General features: G+C 72.2%; 16 protein-coding genes. 6 read left to right on the top strand and 10 right to left on the bottom strand.

Going from position 1 to position 25,382, the window contains the following annotated elements; translation table 11 throughout:
• Positions 1-21: 21 nt before the first annotated feature.
• Positions 22-594: a DUF6328 family protein gene (locus ACWGIG_RS08015; protein WP_453320683.1), complete on the bottom strand. Its 573-nt coding sequence runs from the start codon at positions 592-594 to the stop codon at positions 22-24.
• Positions 595-1,178: 584 nt separating this feature from the next.
• Between ACWGIG_RS08015 and ACWGIG_RS08010 the strand changes: the two genes are divergently transcribed.
• Both ACWGIG_RS08010 and ACWGIG_RS08005 read left to right on the top strand, forming a co-directional pair.
• The gene (locus ACWGIG_RS08010) at positions 1,179-5,177 is read left to right on the top strand and encodes a HAMP domain-containing protein (RefSeq protein ID WP_453320682.1); all 3,999 of its coding nucleotides are present in this window, start codon (positions 1,179-1,181) and stop codon (positions 5,175-5,177) included.
• Complete coding sequence (locus ACWGIG_RS08005; RefSeq protein WP_453320681.1) at positions 5,174-7,618, top strand: SpoIIE family protein phosphatase; 2,445 nt, start codon at positions 5,174-5,176, stop codon at positions 7,616-7,618. Before ACWGIG_RS08010 ends, ACWGIG_RS08005 begins: the two co-directional genes overlap by 4 nt.
• Positions 7,619-7,648: 30 nt before the next feature.
• Here ACWGIG_RS08005 and ACWGIG_RS08000 read toward each other — a convergent pair whose 3' ends face one another.
• From ACWGIG_RS08000 to ACWGIG_RS07980, 5 genes are all read right to left on the bottom strand, one after another.
• Positions 7,649-9,019 (bottom strand): glycoside hydrolase family 6 protein, encoded by a 1,371-nt coding sequence (locus ACWGIG_RS08000; protein WP_453320680.1) that lies wholly within the window; start codon positions 9,017-9,019, stop codon positions 7,649-7,651.
• A gap of 336 nt (positions 9,020-9,355) precedes the next feature.
• Positions 9,356-10,570, bottom strand: a complete 1,215-nt coding sequence (locus ACWGIG_RS07995) for an XdhC family protein (RefSeq protein ID WP_453320679.1) — start codon at positions 10,568-10,570, stop codon at positions 9,356-9,358.
• Between the two features lie 58 nt (positions 10,571-10,628).
• Positions 10,629-12,086 (bottom strand): NCS2 family permease, encoded by a 1,458-nt coding sequence (locus tag ACWGIG_RS07990; protein WP_453320678.1) that lies wholly within the window; start codon positions 12,084-12,086, stop codon positions 10,629-10,631.
• 241 nt (positions 12,087-12,327) lie between these two features.
• Positions 12,328-12,954 (bottom strand): (2Fe-2S)-binding protein, encoded by a 627-nt coding sequence (locus tag ACWGIG_RS07985; RefSeq protein ID WP_453320677.1) that lies wholly within the window; start codon positions 12,952-12,954, stop codon positions 12,328-12,330.
• Positions 12,955-12,956: 2 nt separating this feature from the next.
• The gene (locus tag ACWGIG_RS07980; protein ID WP_453320676.1) at positions 12,957-13,850 is read right to left on the bottom strand and encodes an FAD binding domain-containing protein; all 894 of its coding nucleotides are present in this window, start codon (positions 13,848-13,850) and stop codon (positions 12,957-12,959) included.
• 319 nt (positions 13,851-14,169) lie between these two features.
• Here ACWGIG_RS07980 and ACWGIG_RS07975 point away from each other — a divergent pair, with 319 nt between their 5' ends.
• On the top strand, positions 14,170-15,870 hold the full coding sequence (locus ACWGIG_RS07975) for a PucR family transcriptional regulator (protein ID WP_453320675.1): 1,701 nt from the start codon (positions 14,170-14,172) through the stop codon (positions 15,868-15,870).
• Positions 15,871-16,042: 172 nt separating this feature from the next.
• Positions 16,043-16,864, top strand: a complete 822-nt coding sequence (locus ACWGIG_RS07970) for a hypothetical protein (RefSeq protein WP_453320674.1) — start codon at positions 16,043-16,045, stop codon at positions 16,862-16,864.
• A gap of 76 nt (positions 16,865-16,940) precedes the next feature.
• Here ACWGIG_RS07970 and ACWGIG_RS07965 read toward each other — a convergent pair whose 3' ends face one another.
• The gene (locus ACWGIG_RS07965; protein WP_453320673.1) at positions 16,941-17,600 is read right to left on the bottom strand and encodes a GntR family transcriptional regulator; all 660 of its coding nucleotides are present in this window, start codon (positions 17,598-17,600) and stop codon (positions 16,941-16,943) included.
• Between the two features lie 175 nt (positions 17,601-17,775).
• On the opposite strand from ACWGIG_RS07965, the gene ACWGIG_RS07960 reads away from it, so the two are divergent.
• Both ACWGIG_RS07960 and ACWGIG_RS07955 read left to right on the top strand, forming a co-directional pair.
• Positions 17,776-18,654, top strand: a complete 879-nt coding sequence (locus tag ACWGIG_RS07960) for a (2Fe-2S)-binding protein (protein ID WP_453320672.1) — start codon at positions 17,776-17,778, stop codon at positions 18,652-18,654.
• Positions 18,655-18,897: 243 nt separating this feature from the next.
• Positions 18,898-19,971, top strand: a complete 1,074-nt coding sequence (locus tag ACWGIG_RS07955) for a DUF2637 domain-containing protein (protein ID WP_453320671.1) — start codon at positions 18,898-18,900, stop codon at positions 19,969-19,971.
• Positions 19,972-20,029: 58 nt separating this feature from the next.
• Here the strand turns inward: ACWGIG_RS07955 and ACWGIG_RS07950 are convergent, their stop codons facing one another.
• The 3 genes from ACWGIG_RS07950 to ACWGIG_RS07940 all read right to left on the bottom strand — a co-directional run bounded on the left by ACWGIG_RS07950 (position 20,030) and on the right by ACWGIG_RS07940 (position 25,149).
• Entirely contained in the window at positions 20,030-20,575 is a 546-nt protein-coding gene (locus ACWGIG_RS07950) for an ATP-binding protein (RefSeq protein WP_453320670.1), read from the bottom strand.
• Positions 20,576-20,823: 248 nt separating this feature from the next.
• A complete protein-coding gene (locus ACWGIG_RS07945; protein WP_453320669.1) occupies positions 20,824-22,566 on the bottom strand; it encodes a pyruvate dehydrogenase in 1,743 nt (580 codons plus the stop codon).
• Positions 22,567-22,641: 75 nt separating this feature from the next.
• On the bottom strand, positions 22,642-25,149 hold the full coding sequence (locus tag ACWGIG_RS07940; protein ID WP_453320668.1) for a protein phosphatase 2C domain-containing protein: 2,508 nt from the start codon (positions 25,147-25,149) through the stop codon (positions 22,642-22,644).
• Positions 25,150-25,382: the final 233 nt, after the last annotated feature.

Below are 25,382 nucleotides of genomic sequence, written 5' to 3'. Positions count from 1 at the left end.
GGGCCTCCGAACGACTCCCGGTCAGTCGGTGTCCGCGGTGGTGTGCTTCCAGCGGGCCCAGAAGGGCAGCACGAACCAGCACAACAGGTACCAGCCGACCACTCCGGCCACGATCCACGGCGCGAAGGCGTTGTGCGTGGCCACCCGCGTCACCAGGAGCAGGGCGGCCGACAGCGTGGCGAGCAGCAGGATCAGGCCGAGGAAGGTCAGCCGGGACGCCCAGGACACGGCCTGGGGTTTGATGCGGCGGCCGGAGACGATCCGGTGGAAGGGGACCGGCGCGATGAGGGCACCGGTGGCGAGGGATCCGAGGACCACGGTGGCGATGTAGATGTTCTTGTCGGTCTGCCCGAGGTCCTGGAAGTGCGGGGTGAAGACGACGGTGAGCAGGAAGCCGAAGAGGATCTGCACACCGGTCTGCGCCACCCGGATCTCCTGGACGAGCTCGGCCCACTGGCGGTCCGCCCGCTCGTCGGGGCTCTCGTCCCGGCCCCGGGACGGGTTCGCACCCGTCCCCCCGGAGTTCTCCGCGCCCGCCCCGTCGTTCTCCGCGCCCGCCTCGTCGCTGTTCGCGCCTCTCTCGGTCTCCGTCACAGCTCGACCCTCCTCGCACGCATCGGTGTCGGGCATGCACTCGAACGCATACCCTTTTGAGGGACAGGCATGAATGCTGGGAACAGCCCCCTTCCTTGCCCGACGCCAGCGGGAGCCCGGCGGACGGGCGGCGAGCACCAATAAATTGCCGTACGACAACTGTGGCACCATGACCCACGGAACGCCCGTTCGGAAGTGAGCTGGTCGTACTGGTACCGCCCCCTGCGCGGGCCGGTTTCGAGCAAGTCGCAAAGGGGTTGGGCACCATGGGAACTAGGGGTTCCGAAACGGGTGGGCGCGCGGCGGCCCGCGGCAGCACGAAGGCCGCTGCGGCGGCCGGAGAGCCGGCGGGCAAGCCGGCGCCGGACACGACCACGGCCACAGTCGCAAGCACGACCACGGGCGGGACCGTTTCCACGGCCACACCCCCCGCTTCCACGGCCACACCCCCCGCAGCAGACACCGCTCCGGCTCCGAAGGCCCGCCCCGCCCGCCGTACGGCGGCCAGGACGGCCAGGACCGCGAAGCCGAACGGCAGGGCCGCCGCGGTCCCCGCACCCGCCGGCTCCGCGCCTTCCTCCCCCGTGTCCCCTGTCCCCACCGGCTCCGCCGGATCCGTCGGCGAGCCCGAGCTGCGTCAGCTCCTCGCCGGTCTGACCGCCGTACGGGACGGGGACTTCGGCACCCGGCTGCCCGACGACCGCGACGGGCTGCTCGGCGAGATCGCGCTCGTCTTCAACGGCATGGTCGACCAGCTGTCGCTCTTCACCTCCGAGGTCACCCGCGTCGCCCGCGAGGTCGGCACCGACGGACGGCTCGGCGGCCAGGCCGAGGTGCCGGGCGTGGACGGCACCTGGAAGGACCTCACCGACTCCGTCAACGCGATGGCGGGGAACCTGACCACCCAGGTGCGCGACATCGCCCAGGTGGCGACGGCGGTCGCCAAGGGCGATCTGACCCGCAAGATCGACGTGGACGCGCAGGGCGAGATCCACGAGCTGAAGAACACGATCAACACGATGGTCGACCAGCTGTCGTCGTTCGCCGACGAGGTGACCCGGGTCGCCCGCGAGGTCGGCACCGAGGGCCGGCTCGGCGGCCAGGCCGACGTACAGGGCGTCTCCGGTACGTGGAAGGACCTCACCGAGTCCGTCAACGTCATGGGCGACAACCTCACCGCCCAGGTGCGCTCCATCGCCCAGGTCACCACCGCCGTCGCCAAGGGCGACCTCTCGCAGAAGATCCGGGTGGACGCCCGTGGCGAGATCCTGGAGCTGAAGGAGACCATCAACACGATGGTCGACCAGCTCTCCGCCTTCGCCGACGAGGTGACCCGGGTGGCCCGCGAGGTCGGCACCGAGGGCAATCTGGGCGGCCAGGCCACCGTGCGCGGCGTCTCGGGCACCTGGAAGGACCTCACCGACAACGTCAACGTGATGGCGTCGAACCTGACCGGGCAGGTCCGCTCGATCGCCCAGGTCGCGACCGCCGTCGCCAAGGGCGACCTCTCGCAGAAGATCAACGTCGAGGCGAAGGGCGAGGTCGCCGCGCTCGCCGGGGTCATCAACACCATGGTGACCACCCTCTCCGCGTTCGCCGACGAGGTGACCCGGGTGGCCCGCGAGGTCGGCACCGAGGGGATCCTCGGCGGCCAGGCCCACGTGCCGCACGTGGCGGGCACCTGGAAGGACCTCACCGACAACGTCAACTCGATGGCGAACAACCTCACCGGGCAGGTCCGCAACATCGCCCAGGTGACCACCGCCGTCGCCAGGGGCGATCTGACCCGCAAGATCGACGTCGACGCGCGCGGCGAGATCCTGGAGCTCAAGACCACCATCAACACGATGGTCGACCAGCTGTCGTCGTTCGCCGCCGAGGTCACCCGCGTCGCCCGCGAGGTCGGCTCCGAGGGACGGCTCGGCGGGCAGGCCGAGGTCGAGGGCGTCTCCGGCACCTGGAAGCGCCTCACCGAGAACGTGAACGAGCTGGCCGGGAACCTCACCCGGCAGGTCCGCGCCATCGCCGAGGTGACCAGCGCGGTCGCCGAGGGCGACCTCACGCTGTCGATCACCGTGGACGCCTCCGGCGAGGTCGCCGAGCTCAAGGACAACATCAACTCCATGGTGGGCTCCCTGCGCGAGACCACCCGCGCCAACCAGGAACAGGACTGGCTCAAGACCAATCTGGCCCGCATCTCGGGCCTGATGCAGGGTCAGCGCGAGCTGACCGTCGTCGCCGAGCTGATCATGGACGAGCTGACGCCGCTGGTCGGCGCGCAGTACGGCGCCTTCTACCTCGCGCACGAGACCGCGCACGACAGCGGCAGCCAGGCCGAGCTGGAACTCATCGGCTGGTACGGGCACTTCATGGGCACCCAGGACCGCCCGGTCCGCTTCGAGCTCGGCCAGTCCCTGGTGGGCCAGGTGGCACGCAGCCGCCGTACGATCGCCGTCGACGACCTGCCGCCGGGGTACGTCACCGTGTCCTCGGGCCTCGGCTCGGCGGACGCGCGCAGTCTGCTGGTGCTGCCGATCTCGGTCGAGGGGCAGATCCTCGGTGTGATCGAGCTGGCCTCGGTGGGCGGCTTCACCCCGGTGCACCGGGACTTCCTGGAACAGCTGATGGAGACGGTCGGCGTCAACGTCAACACGATCGTCGCCAACGCCCGCACCGACGAGCTGCTCGGCGAATCCCAGCGACTGGCATCCGAGTTGCAGTCGCGGTCCGAGGAACTCCAGTCTCAGCAGGAGGAGTTGCAGCACTCCAACGCCGAACTGGAGGAGAAGGCGGCCCTGCTGGCGTCCCAGAACCGGGACATCGAGGCGAAGAACCTGGAGATCGAGCAGGCGCGGCAGGAGCTGGAGGACCGCGCGCAGCAGCTCTCCATCGCGTCGAAGTACAAGTCGGAGTTCCTGGCCAACATGAGCCACGAGCTGCGCACCCCCCTCAACTCCCTCCTCATCCTCGCCCAGTTGCTCGCCCAGAACCCGACCCGCAATCTCTCCCCCAAGCAGGTCGAGTACGCGGGCGTCATCCACTCGGCGGGCTCCGACCTGCTCCAGCTGATCAACGACATCCTCGACCTGTCGAAGGTCGAGGCCGGAAAGATGGACGTCAACCCGGAGCCGGTGGGGCTGCGCAAGCTCCTCGACTACGTGGAGGCGACCTTCCGGCCGATGACCGCGCAGAAGGGTCTGGACTTCCGGATCAGCGTGGCTCCCGGCGCCCCCGCCGAGCTGGTGACGGACGACTCCCGACTGCGCCAGGTGCTGCGCAACCTGCTCTCCAACGCGGTGAAGTTCACCGAGGCGGGCGCGGTGGAGCTCCGCATCGACCCGGCGATCGGCGCCGACCTGCCGCCCCTCGTACGCCCGCACGGCCCGGCGGTCGCCTTCCGCGTCATGGACACCGGCATCGGCATCGCCGAGCAGCAGCTCGAAGCGATCTTCGGGGCGTTCCAGCAGGCCGACGGCACGACCAGCCGCAAGTACGGCGGTACGGGCCTGGGCCTGTCGATCAGCCGCGAGATGGCGCATCTGCTCGGCGGTGCGATCCAGGTGACCAGTACTCCCGGCGAGGGCAGCACCTTCACGCTGTACATCCCGGTGGCCCGCTTCGAGTCCCCGGCCGCGTACGCGGATCCGGCCGCCCACCGGGGCACCGACGCGTCGGGGCTCGGCCTGCCCTCCGGCGCCGTACCCGCGCAGCAGCGCAGACTGCTGGTGATAGAGGACCGGCCGCGCGGGCTGCTCTCGCTGGTCGCGGAGAGCGCGGTCGCGGAGCTGGCGGACGGTTCGCTGCCCGACACCCGGGGCCCCGTGCACGTACGGACCGCGGTCGGGCCCGAGGAGGCTGCCGCGGCGCTGGCCGCCGACCCGTGCCACTGCGTCGTCATCGGCCTCGACATGCCGGACGGATCGGCGATGCGGCTCCTGGAGGCGCTGGACGGCGATCCGGCGCTGCGCCAGGTACCGGTGCTGGCCCACCACACCCGGCCGCTGGAGGCGGTGCAGGAGCGGCAGATCCTGGCCTGGTCGAAGTCGAAACCCCTCGAACTGCTGCCGAGCCTGGACGAGTTGCGGGAGCGGATCGCCCTGCACCTGATGGCCGAACGGCCCGCCGACGTACTGCCGTTGGTGCGTCCGGCCGCGCCCACCGTGGACGTGGAGCATGCGGTGGAGCCCGCGCCGGAAGGGTCGCTCGACCTGACCGGGCGGGTGGTGCTGGTCGTCGACGACGACGCACGCAACGTGTACGCGCTGACGGGCATCCTCGAACTGCACGGCATGCGCGTCCTGCACGCCGACAACGGCCGCAAGGGACTCGAAGTGCTCGCCCTGCACGGCGGGGTGGAGCTGATCCTGATGGACGTGATGATGCCCGAGATGGACGGGTACGCCGCGACCGCCGCGATCCGCGCGATGCCCGCGCACGCCGACCTGCCGATCATCGCGGTGACGGCGAAGGCGATGGAGGGCGACCGGGACAAGTGCCTGGCCGCCGGTGCCAGCGACTACATCACCAAACCCGTCGACGCGGGCGACCTCGTGGACCGCATGCGCACGTGGCTCGCCCGGTGAACGGAGAACCGGCACCGGGTCCGGCACCCGCACCCACTTCCGCACCCGCACCCGCACCCGCACCCGCACCCCAGGAGTACGACACCCCTGTTGCCCCGGCCCGCACCACGGCCACCGTGCCCCGGCCGCTGGACGCGCTGGCCTCCACCATCGAGCAGTTGCGCCGGGATCTGACCCTCTCCCAGGAGTCCGCCGACGCCCGCGCGCTGATCGGGATCGCCACCGGCATCCTCGTGGAGCGCGGGCAGGGCGGGCCCGCCGAGGCCGCGCTGCGGCTGGAGCGCCTCGCCGAGTCGGCGCGGGTGCCGCTGCTCGAACTGGCCGCCGACATCGTCAACGGCGCGGCGGGCGACCTCATGGCCGACGCGCTGCCCACCCCCGGCCGCCGCTCGCCGTCCGCGCACGACACGGGCACCAAGCCCAACACCGTACTGCGGCTGCGGACCGCCGAGACCGGGTCGATGACGGGTGACGCGCAGACCGCCGCCCAGTCGCTCTTCGAGCGGGCGCTCGCACCGCTGGGCGCGAGTGCGCTGGCGCTGTGGGCGGCCGGGCGCGACGGTGCGCTGATACTGGCCGGGCACGCGGGTTTCTCGCGCGGCGAGGCGGAACGCTGGCGGTACGTCCCGCCGGGTGTGGCGACCTGGGCGCAGCAGGTGCTGACCGAGCGCCGCCCCCGCTGGTACGGGACGCTGCCCGCCGGCACCCCCGGCATCGGTCTGCGGCACGGCACCGACGGTGCGCGCAGCATCCTGCCCGCCGAGGTGGGCGGTCGCATCCTCGGCGTCCTGGAGGTGTGCTGGCCGCAGCCGCAGCCGCCGCTCACGCCCGCCTCGACCCGGCAGCTCGACGCGCTCGCCGACCTGTGTGCGCACACCCTGCCGGGCACCGACGTGTCCGCCGCGTCGGCCGGGGTCCCGGCCGACGAGAAGGCGGGCCCGCTGGCCGACCTCGCGGACGGGCTGCTCGATCCGGCGCTGGTGCTGCTGCCGCTGCTCGACGACCGCGACGGCGTCGTGGACTTCCACATCGCGTACGCCAACGAGCGCTTCGCCGACCTCGCGGGCCGCTCCCGGGCCGTGCTGACGGGGATGCGCTGGCTGGAGGCCTACCCGCTGAGTGCCCATCAGGGAGGGCTGTACGAACACCTGTTGAGGGTGCATGCGACCGGTGAGCCGTTTCGGGCCGGCCGGATGACGCTCAACTCACAGGTCGACGAAGTGCCGTTGGTGTCGGTGGCGTCGGTCGGGGCGGGCCGGTACGGCGACAGCGTGCTGCTGAGCTGGCGGCTGGAGGACGAGGCCTCCCGGCTCGCCTCACTGCTCCAGCACGCCCAACGTCTGGGCCGGATCGGCGGGTTCGAGGAGAACACCGTCACCGGCGACGTCCTGTGGAACAACCAGCTGTTCACCCTGTTCGGGCTGCCGCCCAGCTCGTCCCCCGTACCGCTGGACCGTCTCCACCGCCACGCGCACGACGACGACTCGGTGGCCATCGGCCGCTTCCTGCGCACCCTGCTGCACCACCGCCACTCGGCGTCCACGGCCTTCAGGCTGCGGCGCGCGGACGGGGTGATGCGGCACATCCGGATAGTCGCGGAGCCGGTCACCGACCCGGCGGGGAACATCCTGTCCGTACGCGGCGCCTACCAGGACGTGTCGTCCCAGCACTGGACGGAGGTGGCGCTCGCCGCGACCCGCGACCGGCTCGCGGACTCCGAGGAGCAGTCGGCGGCCCGCAACAGGCTCGCCCTCCAGCTCCAGCAGGCGATCATGCCGCCCACCCGGGCCGCGGTGGACACCCCCGGGCTGCTGGTGGCGGTGCGCTACCGGCCGGCCGAGGAGGAGCATCTGGTCGGCGGCGACTGGTACGACGCGGTGGCGCTGCCCGACGGCAAGGTCCTCCTCGCGGTCGGCGACGTCGCGGGGCACGGCATCCACGCCGCGACCGGCATGGTCGTCCTGCGCAACGCGCTGCGCGGCCTGGCCACGACCGGCGCGGGCCCCGCCCAGCTCCTGGGCTGGCTGAACTCGGTGGCCCACCATCTCACCGAGCAGGTCACCGCCACCGCGATCTGCGGTGTCTACGACCCCCGGACCCGACTGCTGCGCTGGGCCCGTGCGGGTCATCCGCCGCCGGTGCTCGTCCGGGACGGGGCCGCGGCGGCCCTGCCGATGCCGCCGGGGATCCTGCTCGGTGCGGTCGGCGAAGCCCCGTACACCGAGAACGAGTTGGCGCTTGAGCCGGGCGACCGGCTGCTCATGTACACGGACGGGCTGATCGAACGGCGCGACCGCACCGTGCAGGACTCCCTGGAACAGCTCCTGGCGCTGGCGGGCACGGCGCCGCCCGAGCTGGAGAAGCACCTGGACCGGCTGCTGACCCACAGCCGCTCCGACACCGACGACGACACGTGTCTGATCGGCATCGAGGTGCGCTGAACGCCGGGCCTCCCGCCGCGGACGGGCGCGTCACCGCCCGGGATCGGGCTCGCCCTCGGCGATCCCGGCCGGGTCGGGCTCGCCCTCGGCCACCCCTGAGCCCCCTCCCGCCCCTCCCGGCAGGATCGGCGGATTCGCCAGTCGTACGAGCTCCAGGGCCTGGTCGGGGAACCAGTCGCCCGCCTTGGGGTCGACGGTGTCCCGCTCCGGGTCCTTCGGTCCCGGCGTACCGCGCAGGCACAGCCCGTCGGACTCGCCAGGCGTCTTGATCCACAGCTTGGCGTCGTGCAGCGGGTCGCCGGTGCGGGTGGTGGGCCGGACGCCGAGCCCGCGCCCCGGCGGGTTGCACCAGTCCTGCGGCTCGGTGTACTTCCCGGCGGGCGGCGTCCAGGCGCCCTTCCCGTTGCGGCTCGTGTCGGTGACGAAGTGCTTCATCTTCGAGGGCGGCGTCGTCACGTTCTTGTCGAGCCATGCCTGGGCCTCGGCGCGCGGGCCCTTCTGGGAGGGACAGGCCTCGGCCTTGCCGCCGGCCTCGACATAGGCGAGACAGCTCGAAATCAGCTTCCCGTACCAGGAGTTGGCCGCGTCGGTCTGGTAGTTGGAGGCGTTGGTGTAGAAGCCGGTCGCGGTCTTGATGCCGCCCTTGACGAGGCGCGGGACGATACTGGCGACGTCGTGCCAGGCGGCGTGGCCGGTGTCGAGGTAGACGCGGGTGTGGCGGAGTGCGGCAAGGGCGCCGACGGCGTGGTTGACCTCTTCGTACCGGGCGGCGGTCTTCGTGCCCTGCGCGTCGTCCTGCCCGCAGTCGGAGGGCAGGAGCGCGAGCGCGTCGGGTTCCAGCACGACGATCGCGTCCCGCTTGCCGATGCCGCGGGCGACGGCGTCGATCCACTCCTTGTACTCGGCGGTGGTGCTCGCGCCGCCGCCGGAGTAGTTGGAGCAGTCGCGGCCGGGGATGTTGTAGAGCGCGAAGACGGGGATCGAGCCGTCGATGTCGGCGTCCCGGGCGATGGCGCGCGCGTCCTTCTCGACCGCGTCGGGCGTCTGGTCCCCGTACCAGACGGCGTGCGGCGTCCGCACCATACGGATGACGGCCGCAGCCTCCTTGAGGGTGCGACCGCTGCCGGCGAGCTTGAGGGCCTGTTTGTACGCATCGGGGTTGGCGAGCGGCGTGTACAGGCGGGGGCTGCCGGTGAGGGCCGGCGCGGGCGGCCCGGCGGCGGGCTCCGGCGCACCGGAGGCGGGTACGGACGTCATGGCCCAGACGAGACCGGCGGCGAGCGGGGGCAGCGCGGCGAGAACGAGGGTACGGCGGCGAAAGGGGCGCCGGGGGCGGGCGTGCGCCGGGGGACCGAACGTCGGCACGGGACGCGTGGGCGGTGTGGGTGGTTCGGGTCGCATGAGGCACTCCTGGGTCGCAAGGACGTGCGGGAGCGGTTCCCGCACGAGAGTTGCCCAGGGCAATGTGCGCGTCAAGAGTGAGGAAGCTTCTGGTGCACCCGGGCCGCGAAATTAACGGTGCGTCAGAGACGCACCACGGGCGAGCCGGACAGGGCGGACGGGTGAGACACCCAGCCGACCCGGCACACCCAGCCCGTCCGACACACCCAGCCCGTCCGGCACACCCAGCCCGTCCGGCGTTTGAGGACGCATGGCGCAGCCGTGCACCGGGCGCAGCCCGGAACCCCGGCCCCCACCGGCGCAAGCCGTGAAACCCCCGGCCCCGCGACCGGCGGTTCAGGCAGGAGGGACCAGGCCCGCCGCAGGCGCGAACACATCAGCATCCGCACCCGCACCCGCACCCGCACCCGCACCCGCAGGGGTAGCGCGCCCCCCGTCATGATGAATCGGCGTATGCGCCCCGGTGAGCGAAACCCCCGTCCCGCCCCGCCCCGCCGCCACAATCTCCGCCCCGATCGACAGCGCCGTCTCCTCCGGCGTCCGCGCCCCCAGATCGAGCCCGATCGGTGACCGCAGCCGCGCCAACTCGCCCTCGCTGACGCCGACTTCGCGAAGTCGTTCGTTCCGGTCCAGGTGGGTCGCGCGCGACCCCATCGCGCCCACGTACGCCACCGGCAGCTTCAGGGCCCGCTCCAGCAGCGGTACGTCGAACTTCGCGTCGTGGGTGAGGACGCACAGCACCGTCCGCCCGTCCAGGTCCGCCGAGACGGAGTCCAGGTACCGGTGGGGCCAGTCCACCACCACCTCGTCCGCCCCCGGAAAGCGTGCCCGCGTCGCGAAGACGGGCCGCGCGTCGCAGACCGTCACGTGGTAGCCCAGGAACTTCCCCACCCGCACCAGTGCCGACGCGAAGTCGATCGCCCCGAAGACGATCATGCGCGGGGCGGGCACGCTCGACTCCACCAACAGCGTCAGCGACTGCCCGCACCGCGAGCCGTCCGCCCCGATCACCAGATCCCCCGTACGCCCCGCGTCCAGCATCGCGCCCGCCTCCGCCGCCGCCGTGCGGTCCAGTTCGTGGGGTCCGCCGAGTCCTCCCTCGTACGTACCGTCGGGGTGGACGAGCAGGGCGCGCCCGACGCGTTCCGGCGGTCCTTCGGTGATCCGGGCGAGGGCCGCCGCCGTCCCCTGCGCGGCGGCGGCGAGCGCGGACGAGAGGACCTCGCGGGCGGGCGAGTCGCCCCGTACCGGCGTGATGAGTATGTCGATGACGCCGCCGCAGGTCAGACCGGTGGCGAACGCGTCCTCGTCGCTGTAGCCGAAGCGCTCGACCACGCTCTCGCCGTCGGTCAGGGCCTGTCGGCACAGTTCGTAGACCGCCCCCTCCACGCATCCGCCGGAGACCGACCCGACGGCCGTGCCGTCTCTGTCGACGGCGAGGGCGGCACCGGGCTGCCGGGGCGAGCTTCCGTGCGTGGCCACGACCGTGGCCACCGCGAACTCCCGACCCTGCCGGGCCCACCGGTGCAGCTCTTCGGCGATGTCCAGCAAGGCGGTCTCCTCGGGAGTCGGGCGGCGGATGCGCGGAGGTCCCGGTGCCCGGTCGCTCCTACCCGACGCCGAGCCAGCTCTCGATCGGGTGCAGGGCAAAGTAGACAACGAAGATCGCCGTCAGCGCCCACATGAAAGCACCCAGCTCGCGGGCCTTGCCCTGGGCCACCTTGATGACGGTCCAGGCGATGACGCCCGCGGCGACACCGGTGGTGATGGTGTACGTGAACGGCATCAGGACGACGGTCAGGAAGACCGGGATGGCGGTGGCCCGGTCGGACCAGTCCACGTGCCGCGCGTTCTGCATCATCATCGCGCCGATCACGACCAGGGCTGCGGAGGCGACCTCCGCCGGGACGATCGCGGTGAGCGGGGTGAAGAAGAGGCAGGCCGCGAAGAAGAGGCCGGTGACGACGGCCGACAGGCCCGTACGGGCACCTTCGCCGACTCCCGTCGCGGACTCCACGAAGACGGTCTGGCCCGAGCCGCCCGCGACACCGCCGATGGCACCGCCCGCGCCGTCGATGAACAGCGCCTTGGACAGGCCCGGCATGCGGCCCTTGTCGTCGGCGAGCTTGGCCTCGGTGCCGACGCCGATGATGGTGGCCATCGCGTCGAAGAAGCCGGCCAGCACCAGGGTGAAGACGATCATGCCGACGGTGAGTGCGCCGACGTCGCCCCAGCCGCCGAACTCCACCTGGCCGAAGAGCGAGAAGTCCGGCATCGAGACCGCGCTGCCCTTGAGTTCGGGAGCGCCGCCGGTCCAGCTCTTGGGGTCGATGTCGATGATCGCGTTGAGGACGACCGCGAGGACCGTGCCCGAGACGATGCCGATGAGGATCGCGCCGGGGACGTTGCGGGCCTGGAGCATGAAGATCAGCAGCAGGGTGACCGCGAAGAGCAGCACGGGCCAGCCCGCGAGTTCACCGGCCGGGCCGAGCGAGAGGGGCGTCGCCTTGCCGGGGTGGACGAATCCGGCCTTCACCAGACCGATCAGGGCGATGAAGAGGCCGATGCCCATGGTGATGCCGTGCTTGAGCGCCAGCGGGATGGCGTTCATGATCATCTCACGCAGGCCCGTGACGACCAGCAGCATGATCACGACGCCGTACGCGACGCACATCGCCATGGCCTGGCCCCAGGTCATCTGGGGTGCGACCTGCGAGGCGAGTACGCCCGAGACGCTGAGACCGGCCGCCAGGGCCAGCGGGACCTTGCCGACGAAGCCCATCAGCAGGGTGGTGACGGCCGCCGCGAGGGCGGTCGCGGTGATCAGGGCGGGCTGGCTGAGGACGCCGCCTTCGACGTCCTTGCCGCCGAGGATCAGCGGGTTGAGCAGGAGGATGTACGCCATCGCCATGAAGGTGGTGATGCCGCCGCGCACCTCCCGGGCGACGGTGGACTGCCGCTTCGTTATGTGGAAGTAGCGGTCGAGCCAGGAGCGGCCGGCGGGCTGGCGCGTGCCTGCGCCGGCGTCCTCCGCCGTGGTCTTCGGCTCAGTGGACTGCTGGGTCATGGTGCCTTGTCTCCCAAGGTTCAAAGGGGCATCCCAAGTGCCGCGTGCGGCAAGGGAATTCGGGGACGGTTCGAGGGCTGCACGACCCGGAGGACGGTCCGAGGGTGAGCATGGTGCGGGATGTGCGGTGGAACTGCCGCTAGCGAGGCGGACGTTGGGGGCCCCGGGTGGCGGGCGGACGGAAGCGTGACGTTCCTGGAGGCGGCGCCACCCGGGGGTGTCGAGGGGACCTGAGGATGGCTCAGGTCACGGTGAGGGGCTCCTGACGCGCTTGGCGGGTGGCCGCGAGGCGCACCGCGTCGAGGATCTTCTCGTAGCCGGTGCAGCGGCAGAGGTTGCCGGAGAGCGCTTCCCTGATGTCCCCGTCGGACGGGGCGGGGTTGCGCTCCAGCATTTCGTCGGCCGTGACGAGGAGACCCGGGGTGCAGAAGCCGCACTGCACGGCGCCGGCGTCGATGAAGGCCTGCTGGATCGGCGAGAGCTCCGCGCCGGGAGGGCCTGCGCCCGGCTCGCCGCTCTCCGCGCCGGGCACGCGCGCCTGCCGGACCCCGGCCGGGTCCGGGGACGTACCGCAGGAACCCGACCGGCACGCTGCGCCCGGGTGGGCGTCCTCGCGGTGCCTGGAGTAGTCGGCGAGGCCCTCGACGGTGACGACCTCGCGGCCCTCCGCCTGTCCGGCCGCGACCAGGCAGGCACAGACCGCCACGCCGTCGAGGCGTACCGTGCACGAACCGCATTCGCCCTGCTCGCAGGCGTTCTTCGAGCCGGGCAGCCCCATCCGCTCACGAAGGACGTACAGAAGGCTCTCGCCCTCCCAGACGTTGTCGGCCTCCTGCGGCCGGCCGTTGACCGTGAAGTTGACGCGCATGATCAGGCAGCTCCTTCCAGGGTGAAGGCGGACTTGCCGCGGTACTGCTCCCAGGTCCAGCCGAGCGTGCGGCGGGCCATGACGGCGACCGCGTGCCGACGGTGGTCCGCGGTGCCCCGCACGTCGTCGATCGGGCTGCAGGCGGCGGAGACCAGCTCCGCGAACCGCTTGGCGACGGACGGCGTGATGATCTTGCCGTTGTCCCAGAACCCGCCCTCTTCGAGAGCGGCGCCGAGGAAGTCCTCGGCGGCCCTCGCCCGTACGGGGGTGGGGGCGGCGGAGCCGATTCCGGTCCGCACCGTCCGGGTCCGCGGGTGCAGGGCGATGCCGAAGGCACACACGGCGATGACCATCGCGTTGCGGGTGCCGACCTTGGAGAACTGCTGCGGTCCCTCCGCCTTCTTGATGTGCACGGCCCTGATCAGCTCGTCGGGCGCCAGCGCGTTGCGCTTCACGCCCGTGTAGAACTCCTCGACGGGGATCAGCCGCGTGCCGCGCACCGACACCGCCTCGACCTCGGCGCCCGCGGACAGCAGGGCCGGGTGCGAGTCGCCGGCGGGGGAAGCGGCGCCGAGGTTGCCGCCGACGGTTCCGCGGTTGCGGATCTGCGGCGATCCCACGGTGTGGGACGCGAGCGCGAGCCCTGGGAGCTCGGCGCGCAGGTGATCCATGATCCGGGTGTACGGAACGGAGGCGCCGAGGACCACGTGGTCCTGACGCACCTCCCACTCCCGCAGTTCGCCGATGCGGCCGAGGTCCAGAAGGTGATCGGGACGACGGCGGTCGAAGTTGATCTCGACCATGACATCGGTGCCACCCGCAAGGGGAACGGCGGTGGGGTGCTCGGCCTTTGCGGCGAGCGCCTCCTCCCAGCCGGCGGGGCGAAGGAAGTCCATGAGTGGCTCTCTCTTCGTGTGTGGGGTGACCCTGGAGTCGTTGCCTTCCGCAAGTTTTCGGACAGCTGGTTCATGTCCTGTTCATGCGGGGGTGGCCCAAGTACACAAGCCAGGGGAGGTCCGGTGCAGTCACCGAAACCATGAAGGAGTTGGCTGGTCGCCCATCACGTCTTGTAGATTCGAACGAAAGACGGGCGTCAACGCCCTCTCCGCTCTTCACATGCGTCCCGGATGACACAGTCATCGACCCACTCACTATCAGCCACTCCCTGCACACTCTCCGCACGGATACCGACAAAGAAATGGCGGCGACACGACGATGCGGCTGCGCGCCCTCCTGGACACCGATGCGCTCGGCCTGCGCCTACTGGGCGGCGAGGACGAGCTCGACCGCACCGTGCGCGGCGTCATGACCACCGACCTCCGCGACCCCAGCCGCTACCTCTCGGGCGGCGAGCTGGTCCTGACCGGTCTGGCCTGGCGGCACTCCCCCGAGGACTCCGAGCCGTTCGTACGGCTGCTCGCCTCGGCCGGCGTCGTCGGCCTCGCGGCGGGCGAGGCGGAGCTGGGCAGCGTCCCGCAGGACCTGATCGAGGCGTGCGTCCGGCACCGGCTGCCGCTCTTCTCGGTCGCCGAGTCGGTCGCCTTCGCGACGATCACCGAGCACGTCGTGCGCCAGGTGTCGGGCGAGCGCGCCGGGGACCTGGCGACGGTCGTCGACCGGCACCGCCGTCTGATGACGTCGGGCCCGACCGGCGGCGGCCCGGAGGTCGTCCTCGACCTGCTCACCTCCGACCTGGACCTGCACGCCTGGGTGCTCTCCCCCGTCGGCCGCCAGATCGCGGGATCCGACACCCCGCTGCCGGCCGGGGTCGGCCCCGCGCTCGCCGCCGAGCACCTGGCCGCCAGCCGCACCGGACGGCGCAGCCCGCACCGGGTGACGCTGGGCTCCACCGCGTACTCGCTCTTCCCCATCCGTACGGCGGGCAGGGGGGCCGACCGGATCGCCGGGACCGCCGCCTCCCGGGACGTCCGGGAGACCGTCCTGTCCGACTGGCTGCTGGCCGTCGAGGCCGACGCGGGCGACTGGCCGGCCGCCCGGCTCGACCTGCTCCAGGGCGTCACCCAGCTGATCGCCGTGGAGCGCGACCGCCGCGACACGGCCCGTACGGTACGGCGCAGGCTCGCGCAGGAGGTCCTGGAGCTGGTCCAGACGGGGGCGGCCCCCTCGGAGATCGCCGCCAGGCTGCGCGTCGCGGCCCCCGTGCTGCTGCCGGGGCTCGGTACGGCCCCGCACTGGCAGGTGGTGGTGGCCCGCGTCGAGTGGGAGGGCGGCGCCGTGGACAGCGGCCCCGCGGCGCAGGCGCTCCTCGAAGAGATCCTGGTCGACCCCGCCGTCCCGGCGGATTCGACGGCGGCCGAGCCCGCCGACCGCATCGCCGTGGCCCACAGCGGCGAGGAGGCCATCGCGCTCGTCCCGCTCCCTGCCGTCACCGCCGGCCAGCCGGAGGGGGCCGAGAGCCCGGGGCTGCACGCGGAGACCCTCCTGGCCGCCGTCCAGGCGCCGCTCTCGGGCGGTCTCGCCGACGACGGCCGGCTGACGCTGGGCGTCAGCGCACCGGTGCACTCGGCCGAGGGTCTGCGCGGGGCGCTGGAGGAGGCCAGGCACGCCCGCCGGGTCGCCGCCGCACGCCCCGGCAGGGTCGCCGCCGCCGGACACCACGAGCTCGCCTCGCACGTCCTTCTGCTCCCCTTCGTCCCGGACGACGTGCGCCGCGCCTTCACCGCCCGGCTGCTCGACCCGCTGCGCGACTACGACCGGCGCCACCGCGCGGAGCTCGTTCCGACCCTGGAGGCGTTCCTCGACAGCGACGGTTCCTGGACGCGCTGCGCGACCCGGCTCCACCTTCACGTCAACACGCTGCGCTACCGGGTGGGCCGCATCGAGCAGTTGACGGGCCGTGACCTCTCCCGGCTGGAAGACAAACTGGACTTCTTCCTGGCCCTGCGCATGAGCTGACGAAAAGTCACCGCGAATTCACCGGGTCCCCACTGCCGGGCGGGGACCACCCTTTGTGAAAACATTCACCCGGCCCCTTGGCCCCATGCGTCATTTCATGCTGTGATGCGCGCACGACCGCACGTCGACCGGTCGGACTTCACAGCTCAATGGCGCGCTCGGGGAGGGCAATGTGGCGGACACCGCCATGTCGGGTTCCACTTCTGACACAGGAGGAGCCGGAGCACAGAGGTTCTTCGAGGGGTTCGAGGGAGGCGGGGGGCCACTCCAGACGGCGGTGTGGCGGCTGCGCTCCCGTGGCTGCTGGGCCGACGCGGCAGCCCTGCTGGAATCGCGCCCCGGCGCCGCCGCCGCCCTCCAGCGGGCCTCGCTCCTCGTGGAGCGCTGTCTGTTCACGGAGCACGGCTGGCCCGCGGCCGAGGAGGCCCTGCGCGGTGCGGAAGCCCTCGCCAAGGACGACGACGAGCGCGGCAGCGCCGCCTGCGAACGCGGCCATCTCGCTTACGCCTCAACGGTGTTGGGCGTCCAGGACCGGGCCGACGAGGCCCGTTCCGCGCTCGGCAGGGCGGCGGCCCTGCTGCACCCCAACTCGCCCAACCGCCCACTCCTGGACTTCCGCAGGGGCCTGGTCGCCGAACACCTCTCGGACTCCCCGCAGTCGGCGCGGGCCGCGTACCGCAGGGCGCACGCGGGGGCGACCACCCACCACAAGGCCCTGCTGCTCTCCTTCACCTGGCGCCACCTCGCCGGACTCGCCCTGCGCGAGGGGGAGTTGGCGGAGGCGCGGCACGGTTTCGCGGAGTCGCTGCGGATAAGGGAGGAGCTGGGCTACCTGGTCGGCACGGCGCCGGCGCTGGCAGCGCTGGCGGATGCGGAGCCGGAGCCGGAGGCGAGTCGGCTGCGGGCGGAGGCGGCGCGGCTCTTCCACCTGCTGGACGGTGTCCCGACCTGGCTGGCCGCCCAGCTTTCGCCGCCGCCGGCGGCGGCAGTCTGACCGTCGGAAGCTGCGGGCCGGTGGAGGGCTGGTCGCGCCCACGCGGCGAGCCGCGGATCCAGCACAGCCCCGCGCCCTAGAGGGGCGCCCCGGCAAAGTGTTCTCGTACGAGTGATTGCACGACCGGGAGGTCCTGGGCTATCAGGGCCTCCAGCAGGGCCATGTGCTCGGCTGCGTCCGCCACCAGATCGGCCTGGCGCGGCACCCGCGCACCCGCCGTCGGCCACTGCGCCCTCCGGTGCAGCCCGGCGGCGACGTCCACCAGCTGGGCGTTGCCCGCCAGGGCGAGCACGGCACTGTGGAAGGCGCAGTCCGCCTCGGCGTACGCGGCCCTGTCCCCCCTGGCCGCTGCCGCCGTGGCCGCCTCGGCCAGGGGCCGCAGCGCGGACCAGCACCCGGGTTCGACCGTACGGGCGAGCCTGAGCATGATCGGCACCTCGATCAGGGCGCGCACCTCCGCCAGGTCGGAGAGGTCCGACGCACCGCGTTCGGTGACCCGGAAGCCCCGGTTCGGGACGACCTCCACGGCTCCTTCCAGGGCCAGTTGCTGCATCGCCTCGCGGACCGGGGTCGCCGACACCCCGAGGCGGGCGCCGAGCCCCGGGCCCGAGTAGACCTCGCCGGGGGCCAGTTCACCGCTGATCAGCGCGGCGCGCAGCGCGTCGAGCACCTGCCCGCGCACGGAGTGCCGGACCAGCCGGGGTGCGGCGGGCCGGCGCCCCCTGGGCTGCTCCACCTGGTCCACCCTCCGTTGTGCGTACGTATGTCCGTGTGCAGCCTAGGTGGCTCATCCGACAGTTCAAACACATCGGTGATCGGGTAAGGTAAGGCTTACCTGCACAGCCCGCGTGTGCACGTGCGTTGCCCGTCCGTGCTGCACACCCCCGCGATGCGATTCGGTGGTCCCCCGCATGACCGTCCCCGCCCTCCGGCCGTCCCCCGCCGCGCGCCCCGCCGCCTCCTCCGCCGTCGCGGATTCGTATGCGCGCCTCACCGAGGTCTTCCCCTCGCTGGTCGTACGAGAGCTGACGGATCCGGCCGAGCGGGCGCCGCGCGGCGGCGGCTGGGTCGGCGCGGACGAGCTGGCCGCGGCGGGACCCGCCCTCGACGCGTTCCTGGCCTGGGACAACGCACAGGTGCTACGTGACTACGGACAGCAGGCCCGCCCCGACGTGATCGCCAGCTTCGGCCTGCACCGGTACGCGTGGCCCGCCTGCCTGCTGGTGACGATCCCCTGGTTCCTGCACCGCAGGGTGCCCCTGATCAAGGTCGAGGACATCGCCTTCCAGCGGGTGCTCGGCCGGATGACCGTACGGGTGGACAGCTTCGCGTGCCTGCCGGGCGACCCCGCGGCGGCACTGCCCGGCGCCCGTGTCGTGCCGGACGAGGAGGCGCTGCGCGGCGAGGCGCGGGCCGCCCTCGCGGAGCAGCTGGAGCCGGTGCTCGAAGGCTTCGGGCCGCGCATGCGGCGCCGCAAGCACGCACTGTGGGGCATGGCGACGGACGAGATCGTCGAGGGCCTCTGGTACCTCGCCCATCTGCTGGGCGACGAGCAGCGCGCGATGGCCGAGCTCGAACTGCTGCTGCCCGGCGCGACGGGCCCCTACCGCGCCGCCGCGGGCTTCCGCGAGCTGACGGGCCCGAACGGCGAATCACTGCCCACCCGGGACCGCGCCACCTGCTGCCTCTTCTACACGCTGCGCCCCGAGGACACCTGCACCACCTGCCCCCGTACCTGCGACGCGGACCGGGTGAAGAAGCTGAGCGCAGAGGCCGTAACCTCCGCCTGATCGCCACGCCACCCGTGCGGGTGGCGCTATTCGAACCCAACTCGACCCGATAGAGCGGTGGTTCGAGTTATTGCCACCTATCCGCATGGTGCGGACTCCCCATGGGGTCCTCTTGCCCGGAAACCCCTTGTGCACCTCGCGACGTGAGCCAATATGTCGCCGAAACGCACTGAGCGCGATCCGCGGTCCGTGATCCGTCTGCATGGATGCGGTCGCCGCTGCGCTGACGCAAAGGGACTCCGCATGAGAATGACCGACATATCGCTGGACTGGCTGCTTCCTGGCGTCGTGATGATCGCGGGTGTTCTGGCGGCGGTCGCAGTGATCGCACGCGGCAAGCGCGCGGGCCAGAAGGCCGCCGCCGGCAGCAGCGAGGAATCGTGGGAACGCAGCGAGGAGCGGCGCCGGAGGAAGGAGGCCTTCTACGGGAGCGCTTCCTACGTCCTGCTGTTCTGCTGCGCCGCCGTCGCCGCCGCGCTCTCCTTCCACGGGCTGGTCGGCTTCGGGCAGCAGAATCTGAGCCTGTCCGGCGGCTGGGAGTACCTGGTGCCGTTCGGGCTGGACGGAGCGGCGATGTTCTGTTCCGTACTCGCGGTGCGGGAGGCGAGCCACGGTGACGCGGCGCTCGGCTCGCGGCTGCTGGTGTGGACGTTCGCCGGGGCCGCCGCCTGGTTCAACTGGGTTCACGCACCAAGGGGGTTGGGGCATGCGGGCGCCCCGCACTTCTTCGCCGGGATGTCGCTCTCGGCGGCGGTGCTCTTCGACCGGGCGCTCAAGCAGACCCGCCGGGCGGCGCTGCGCGAGCAGGGTCTGGTACCGCGCCCACTGCCTCAGATCCGGATCGTTCGGTGGCTGCGGGCGCCCAGGGAGACCTTCGGGGCCTGGTCGCTGATGCTGTTGGAGAACGTACGGACGCTGGACGAGGCGGTCGACGAGGTCCGTGAGGACCAGCGGCAGAAGACGCAGAACCGGATGCGCAGGCGGGAGCACGAGAAGCTGGAGCGGGCGCAGCTGAAGGCCATCAACCGGCAGCACCGCGCCTGGGGGCGCAGCCGGGGCGGCCGTCAGGTGGACGTACCGGCGCTGGGGACCGGCGGATCGGGCTCCGCGCCGCACGCCGTCGCGGAGCCCGCCATACCAGAACCCGGACAACTGCCGCTTCGCAACCGGCCCTCCCTCCAGGCCGTGAAAGGCTCTGGGACCAAGGGAGGTGACTCACGGACGGTCGACCTGACCGCCGAGGACGACACCCAGGCACTGCCCCGGCTCGACTCCCTTGAGCAGAAGCTCAAGGATCTTGAGCAGCAATTCGGTTAGTGGACACCTGAGTTGACGCTTCGTCAGCTCGCAGTATGGGAATGGGGGCCCGGTCCGGTCAGGCGCCGGCCGGGCCCCCGTCCAGTTCGAACCACACCACCTTGCCCGGTCCGTGCCCCTGCATTCGTACGCCCCAGGCGTCCGCGAGGGACTGGACCAGGAGCAGTCCCCGGCCGTGCGTGCTCTCGTCGCGGCCCGCGGGCCGGGGCTCCGGAAGGCGGGACAGATGGTCGTGCACCTCGACCCGGAGCTTGGACGCGGCCAGGGTCGCGTGCAGTTCCGCATCGCTCTCGGTGTGTATCAGCGCATTGGTCACCAGCTCGCTGGTGAGCAGTTCCGCGACGTCCGCGCAGCCCGGGCGTCCCCAGTGCCGCAGCAACTCGCGCAGTGCGCGCCGCACTTCGGGTACGGCGGTCAGGTCCGCCCGGCCCAGTCGCCACCGCAGGTCGAGCGCCCCGCGTGCCCTGTCGGTCGTCTCGGCCGCCTCGGCCGCCCGCACGTCCCCCGGCACCGTCCGCGCCCCCTCCGACACCGTTCGTAGGTCCTTCGGCACCGAGCGGCCGTACGGGATCTGCCCGGCCCGGCCCGGCTGTTGCCTCGTCATAGCCCCCACCCACACCCCTGTTTGGCCCTTTCTCCCTCGAACACCCTCACGGAATGGATGCCCCTCTCAGAGAAAGGCACTCATGTCCGCCCGGGAGGGAGTGAAGACCGAGTACGGCGGTTGGCCCCATCGCCCGATGCACGGCTGCCGTTCCGGACGTACACGGCACGCGCCGGGGACGGCTGGGGAGACCTCCCCGCCGTCCCCGTCCCGGCCGTGCGTCCTGAGGGCGTGGGATCCGTACGGCTTCAAGGGCGCGGTACGTTCCGCAGGTTGGAGCGTGCCATCTGGACCATCCGGCCGACGCCGCCGTCCAGTACGACCTTTCCGGCGGACAGGGCGAAGCCCTTCACCTGCTGGGCCTTGATGTGCGGCGGGATGGACAGCGCGTTCGGATCGGTGACGACCTCGACGAGGGCGGGGCCCCGGTGCCGGAACGCGTCCTTCAGGGCTCCGGCGAGCTGCTTGGGCTTCTCGACCCTGACTCCGTACGCACCGCAGGCGCGGGCCACCGCCGAGAAGTCCGGGTTGCGGTTGGCGGTGCCGTACGACGGCAACCCGTCGACCATCATCTCCAGCTCGACCATGCCGAGCGAGGAGTTGTTGAACAGGACGACCTTCACCGGCAGGTCGTGCTGGACCAGGGTGAGGAAGTCGCCCATCAGCATCGAGAATCCGCCGTCGCCCGACATGGAGACGACCTGCCGGTTCCGGTCGACGAACTGGGCGCCGATGGCCTGCGGCAGCGCGTTGGCCATCGAGCCGTGCGAGAAGGAACCGATGACGCGGCGGCGGCCGTTGGGGGTGAGGTAGCGGGCCGCCCAGACATTGCACATGCCGGTGTCGACGGTGAACACCGCGTCGTCGTCGGCGAGTTCGTCCAGTACGGACGCCACGTACTCGGGGTGGATCGGGGTGTGCTTCTCGACCTTGCGGGTGTACGCCTTGACGACGCCCTCCAGAGCGTCCGCGTGCTTCTTGAGCATCTTGTCGAGGAAGCGGCGGTTGCTCTTGGCCCGCACGCGCGGGGTCAGACAGCGCAGCGTCTCGCGCACGTCTCCGCAGACCCCGAGGTCCAGCTTGCAGCGCCGGCCGAGGTTCTCCGGCCTGACGTCGACCTGGACGATCTTCACGTCCCTGGGATAGAAGTCGTGGTACGGGAAGTCGGTGCCGAGCAGGATCAGCAGGTCGCACTCGTGCATGGCCTCGTAGGCGGCGCCGTAGCCGAGCAGACCGCTCATGCCGACGTCGTACGGGTTGTCGTACTGGATGAACTCCTTGCCGCGCAGGGCGTGCCCGACCGGGGACTTGATCCGCTCGGCGAACTCCATCACCTCGGCGTGCGCGCCCGCGGTGCCGCTGCCGCAGAACAGGGTGATCTTCTCGGCGTCGTCGATCAGCGCGGTCAGCTTCGCGAGGTCGGCGTCGCCCGGGCGGACCGTCGGCCGCGAGGTGACCAGCGCCTGCTCGGACGGCTCGTCGACGACCGGCTCGCCCGCCACGTCGCCGGGCAGCGAGACCACGCCGACACCGCCGCGCCCGACCGCGTGCTGGATCGCGGACTGGACGACCCGGGGCATCTGCTGGGGGCTGGAGATCAGCTCGTTGTAGTGACTGCACTCGTCGAAGAGCTTGTCGGGGTGGGTGGCCTGGAAGAAGTTCAGGCCGATCTCGCTGGACGGGATGTGCGAGGCGAGGGCGAGCACCGGGGCCATCGAGCGGTGGGCGTCGAAGAGGCCGTTGATGAGGTGGAGGTTGCCGGGTCCGCAGGACCCCGCGCAGGCGGCGAGCTTCCCGGTGATCTGGGCCTCGGCGCCGGCCGCGAAGGCGGCGGTCTCCTCGTGCCGGACGTGCACCCAGTCGATGGCGTCGTTGCGGCGAATGGCGTCCACGACCGGGTTCAGACTGTCGCCGACGACCCCGTACAGGCGCTGGACTCCCGCCTGGACGAGGATGTCGACGAACTGCTCGGCCACCTTCTGCTTCGCCATGACGTGGGCACACCCTCTCGGTAGGACAAAGTGACGATCCCCCCTCGCCTGTCCATGAACCCACGAAATATGCGCTTATGCCTCCCAGACTGCTACTGCGGTCCGGTCGTCCGCGTACCCCTTGACCCTCAGGGCGACGTCCGCGAGGAAGGTGGCCAGGCCCGGCGGGGGCTGCTGCCCGCCCCAGCGTGCGGCCAGCTCCCCGGCGAGGGCGGGCTCGCCGCGCACCGGCTCCGCGAGGCCCGCGCTGCTCAGCAGCAGCACGTCACCCGGCCTGGCCACCGAGGCCCGGAACCGGAAGGGTGAGGTGGGCGGCACGCCGTCGATGTGCGGGGACGGCGGTGTGGTGATACCGAGGTCCATGGTGAGCCGGTCGCCGTCCGGGCCCTCCTCGGGCAGCTCCTCGTCCGCCGGTACGGAGCCGAAGCCGACCACCGGTTCGCCGGTGAGGGCGTCGGGGCGGGGCTCCGGGGGCTCTATGTCCTGCCAGACCCCGTCGCGCAGCCGGAACAGGCCGCCGTCGCCGACGCCGAAGTAGATCCGGGTGCGGCAGTCCGGGTCGGCGGAGAGCAGGAGACAGCGCAGGTCGGCGGTGTACTCCCCCGGTTCCAGGCCGAGCTCGGCCGCGTGGGCGCGGAGCTTGCCGTAGCTGCGGTCGGTGAGCCGGTGCAGCCCCGACTTGAGGTCGCCGCGCCGCCCGGCCCTTATGTCCTCGGCCAGCCTGGCGTGGCTGCGGCCGACCGATCCGGCGATCCACCGGCAGGCGTCGGCGGCGGCCAGGTGCGCGCCCTCGGCGGCGCGGGCACCGCTGGCGACGGCGACCAGCACGAGGCCGCCGGGGCCGCTGCCGAAGCGGGCGGTGAGCAGGGTGTCGCGGCGGGGCTCGCCGCGGTACCGGGCGGAGTCCCCGCGCACGGAGGCCGCCCGCAGGGTGTACGACCCGTACTGCGCGCCGTCGAGCACGGTGTCCGCGACGAGCCCGTCCAGATTCTGCGGGTCGGCGGCGGCGAGCGCGGTCGGCTCGGCGTCATAGGTGGGCGGGCCGTCGCCCACGTGGGCGAGGACGGGACGCGGGGCGAGGAAGGGGGCCGGAGGCGGGGCGGGGGCCGCGGACGGTGGTGCGGGTGCGGCCGGAGGTGGTGGTGTTGCCGGGGGTACGAGGGGGGCGGCGGGCGGCACCGGGGGCGCCTCCCACTCGGCGGTGCTACCGCGGTCCTGGCCGACCGAGCTGCTGCGGTCCGTGCTGCCACGGTCCTTGCCGACCGGGTCCGGTGCGTGGTCCTGGTTCCCGGACCACGGCGGGAAGGAGGTGGGCAGGGGCGGGATGTTGCGGAGGTGGCCATCGGCGCGGGTCCCGGTGCGCCGGGGGGCCTCCGCGCGGGCTTCTGTGTGGTGGGCCTCGGTGTGCGGGGCCTCGGTGTGTCGGGGCTCGGAGCGCCGGACCTCCGTGTGCCGGGGCTCGGAGCGCCGGGGGTCGGGGACGGGCGCGGACTGCGCACCCGGGGCGCCGTCCGCGCCCGTGTCCGCTTCCGGGTCGGCGGGCCCTGCCGTCGCGTCGGAGCTCCGGACGGGTGGCGGGCTCGCATCGGACGGCGGGCTCACGCCGGGGGCCGGGCTCGCATCGGACGGCGGGATCACGCCGGGGGCCGGGCCCGTCACGGTGGTCGCGTCCGGGTCGGGGCCGGGCGGTGGCGTTCCGTGGGGTCCTGGTTCGTCCCACAGGCGGCGGGTGCGGTGGCGGTCCGGACGGGGCCCGGGGGCACCGGGCGGGCCGGGCGGCGAAGGGGGCGGGCCCCATGTCGAGGAGGTCCGCGATGTGTCATCCCCCCTCGCGAACGGGAACGTCGACACGTCCGGCTCGGGTGGAGCGTGCGGACCAGGGCGCTTCACCGCGGGCTCCGCGACGGACTCGGGCGCGGACTCCGCCACGGCCTCCGGCCCTGCTCCGCCGCCCACGTCCCTGACGTCGCGCTCGGCCCGGCTGTCCTGCTCGGCCCGGCCGTCCTGCTCCGTACTGCTGCCCCACTCGGCCCAGCTGTCCCGCTCCGGCTCGCCGCCCCGCTCCATCCGGCCGTCAAGCTCTGGTCCGCCGGGCTCAACTCCCGTCCTTCGGCGGGGTGTCGGCAGCCAGGCATCCCATTCCCCGGTCGCCTCCTGCCCGCCCCCAGGTCCGCCCTCCGGCACGTCCGTCCGCCCTCCCTCCCGCAGGGGCGCGGAAGTGCGCGGGTCCGGTCCGAGAGTGCGGGGCGGGCCCGGCGGATCCGTGCGCTCCGGGGGATCCGTGCGCCCGGGGGGCTCCGGGGGCTCCCACGGAGCGCGGTCGCGGGGCGCCGCGAAGGGGCCGCCGCGCTCGGAGAAGCCCGGCAACCCCCTTTCCTGGCGCGGTAGTTCCTCCGGTGGTGCGGGCGGGCCCGACGTCTCGGCCGGCCTCCGGTCGGAGATCATACCCGGTGTCGAGTCGAAGTGGTCGTCCACGGTGTGGTCCGTGCCCGTCGTCGGGCCGGTTCCCGGGGTGGCCTCGTCGTACAGCCTGTCCCACCAGTCGTCCTCGGCGTGCGTGCGCCGCTCCCCCTGCTGACTCATGCCCCTATTGTCCACCGCTGGGGCGATTCGGAAACGGGGCAAGCCGAAAAAATGGTCCGCCGGGCAACCCCACCCCCCCCATTACCGTTTTCGTTGGCTCCGCAACGGAGCTTCCGGCCTCCGGGACCGGCATGACTTCCCCCCCTTGTTGACCATGATCCGGGGGGTGGTGTCACCGGTCCCGGAGGCACTGACTGACCGCTGATTAGGGGCATGACCTCCGACTTCTTCGC

It is taken from the genome of Streptomyces sp. NPDC054863 (assembly GCF_053610825.1).
Note: the sequence above shows the minus strand (reverse complement) of the source record. Positions and strands in the feature narration are given on the sequence as shown.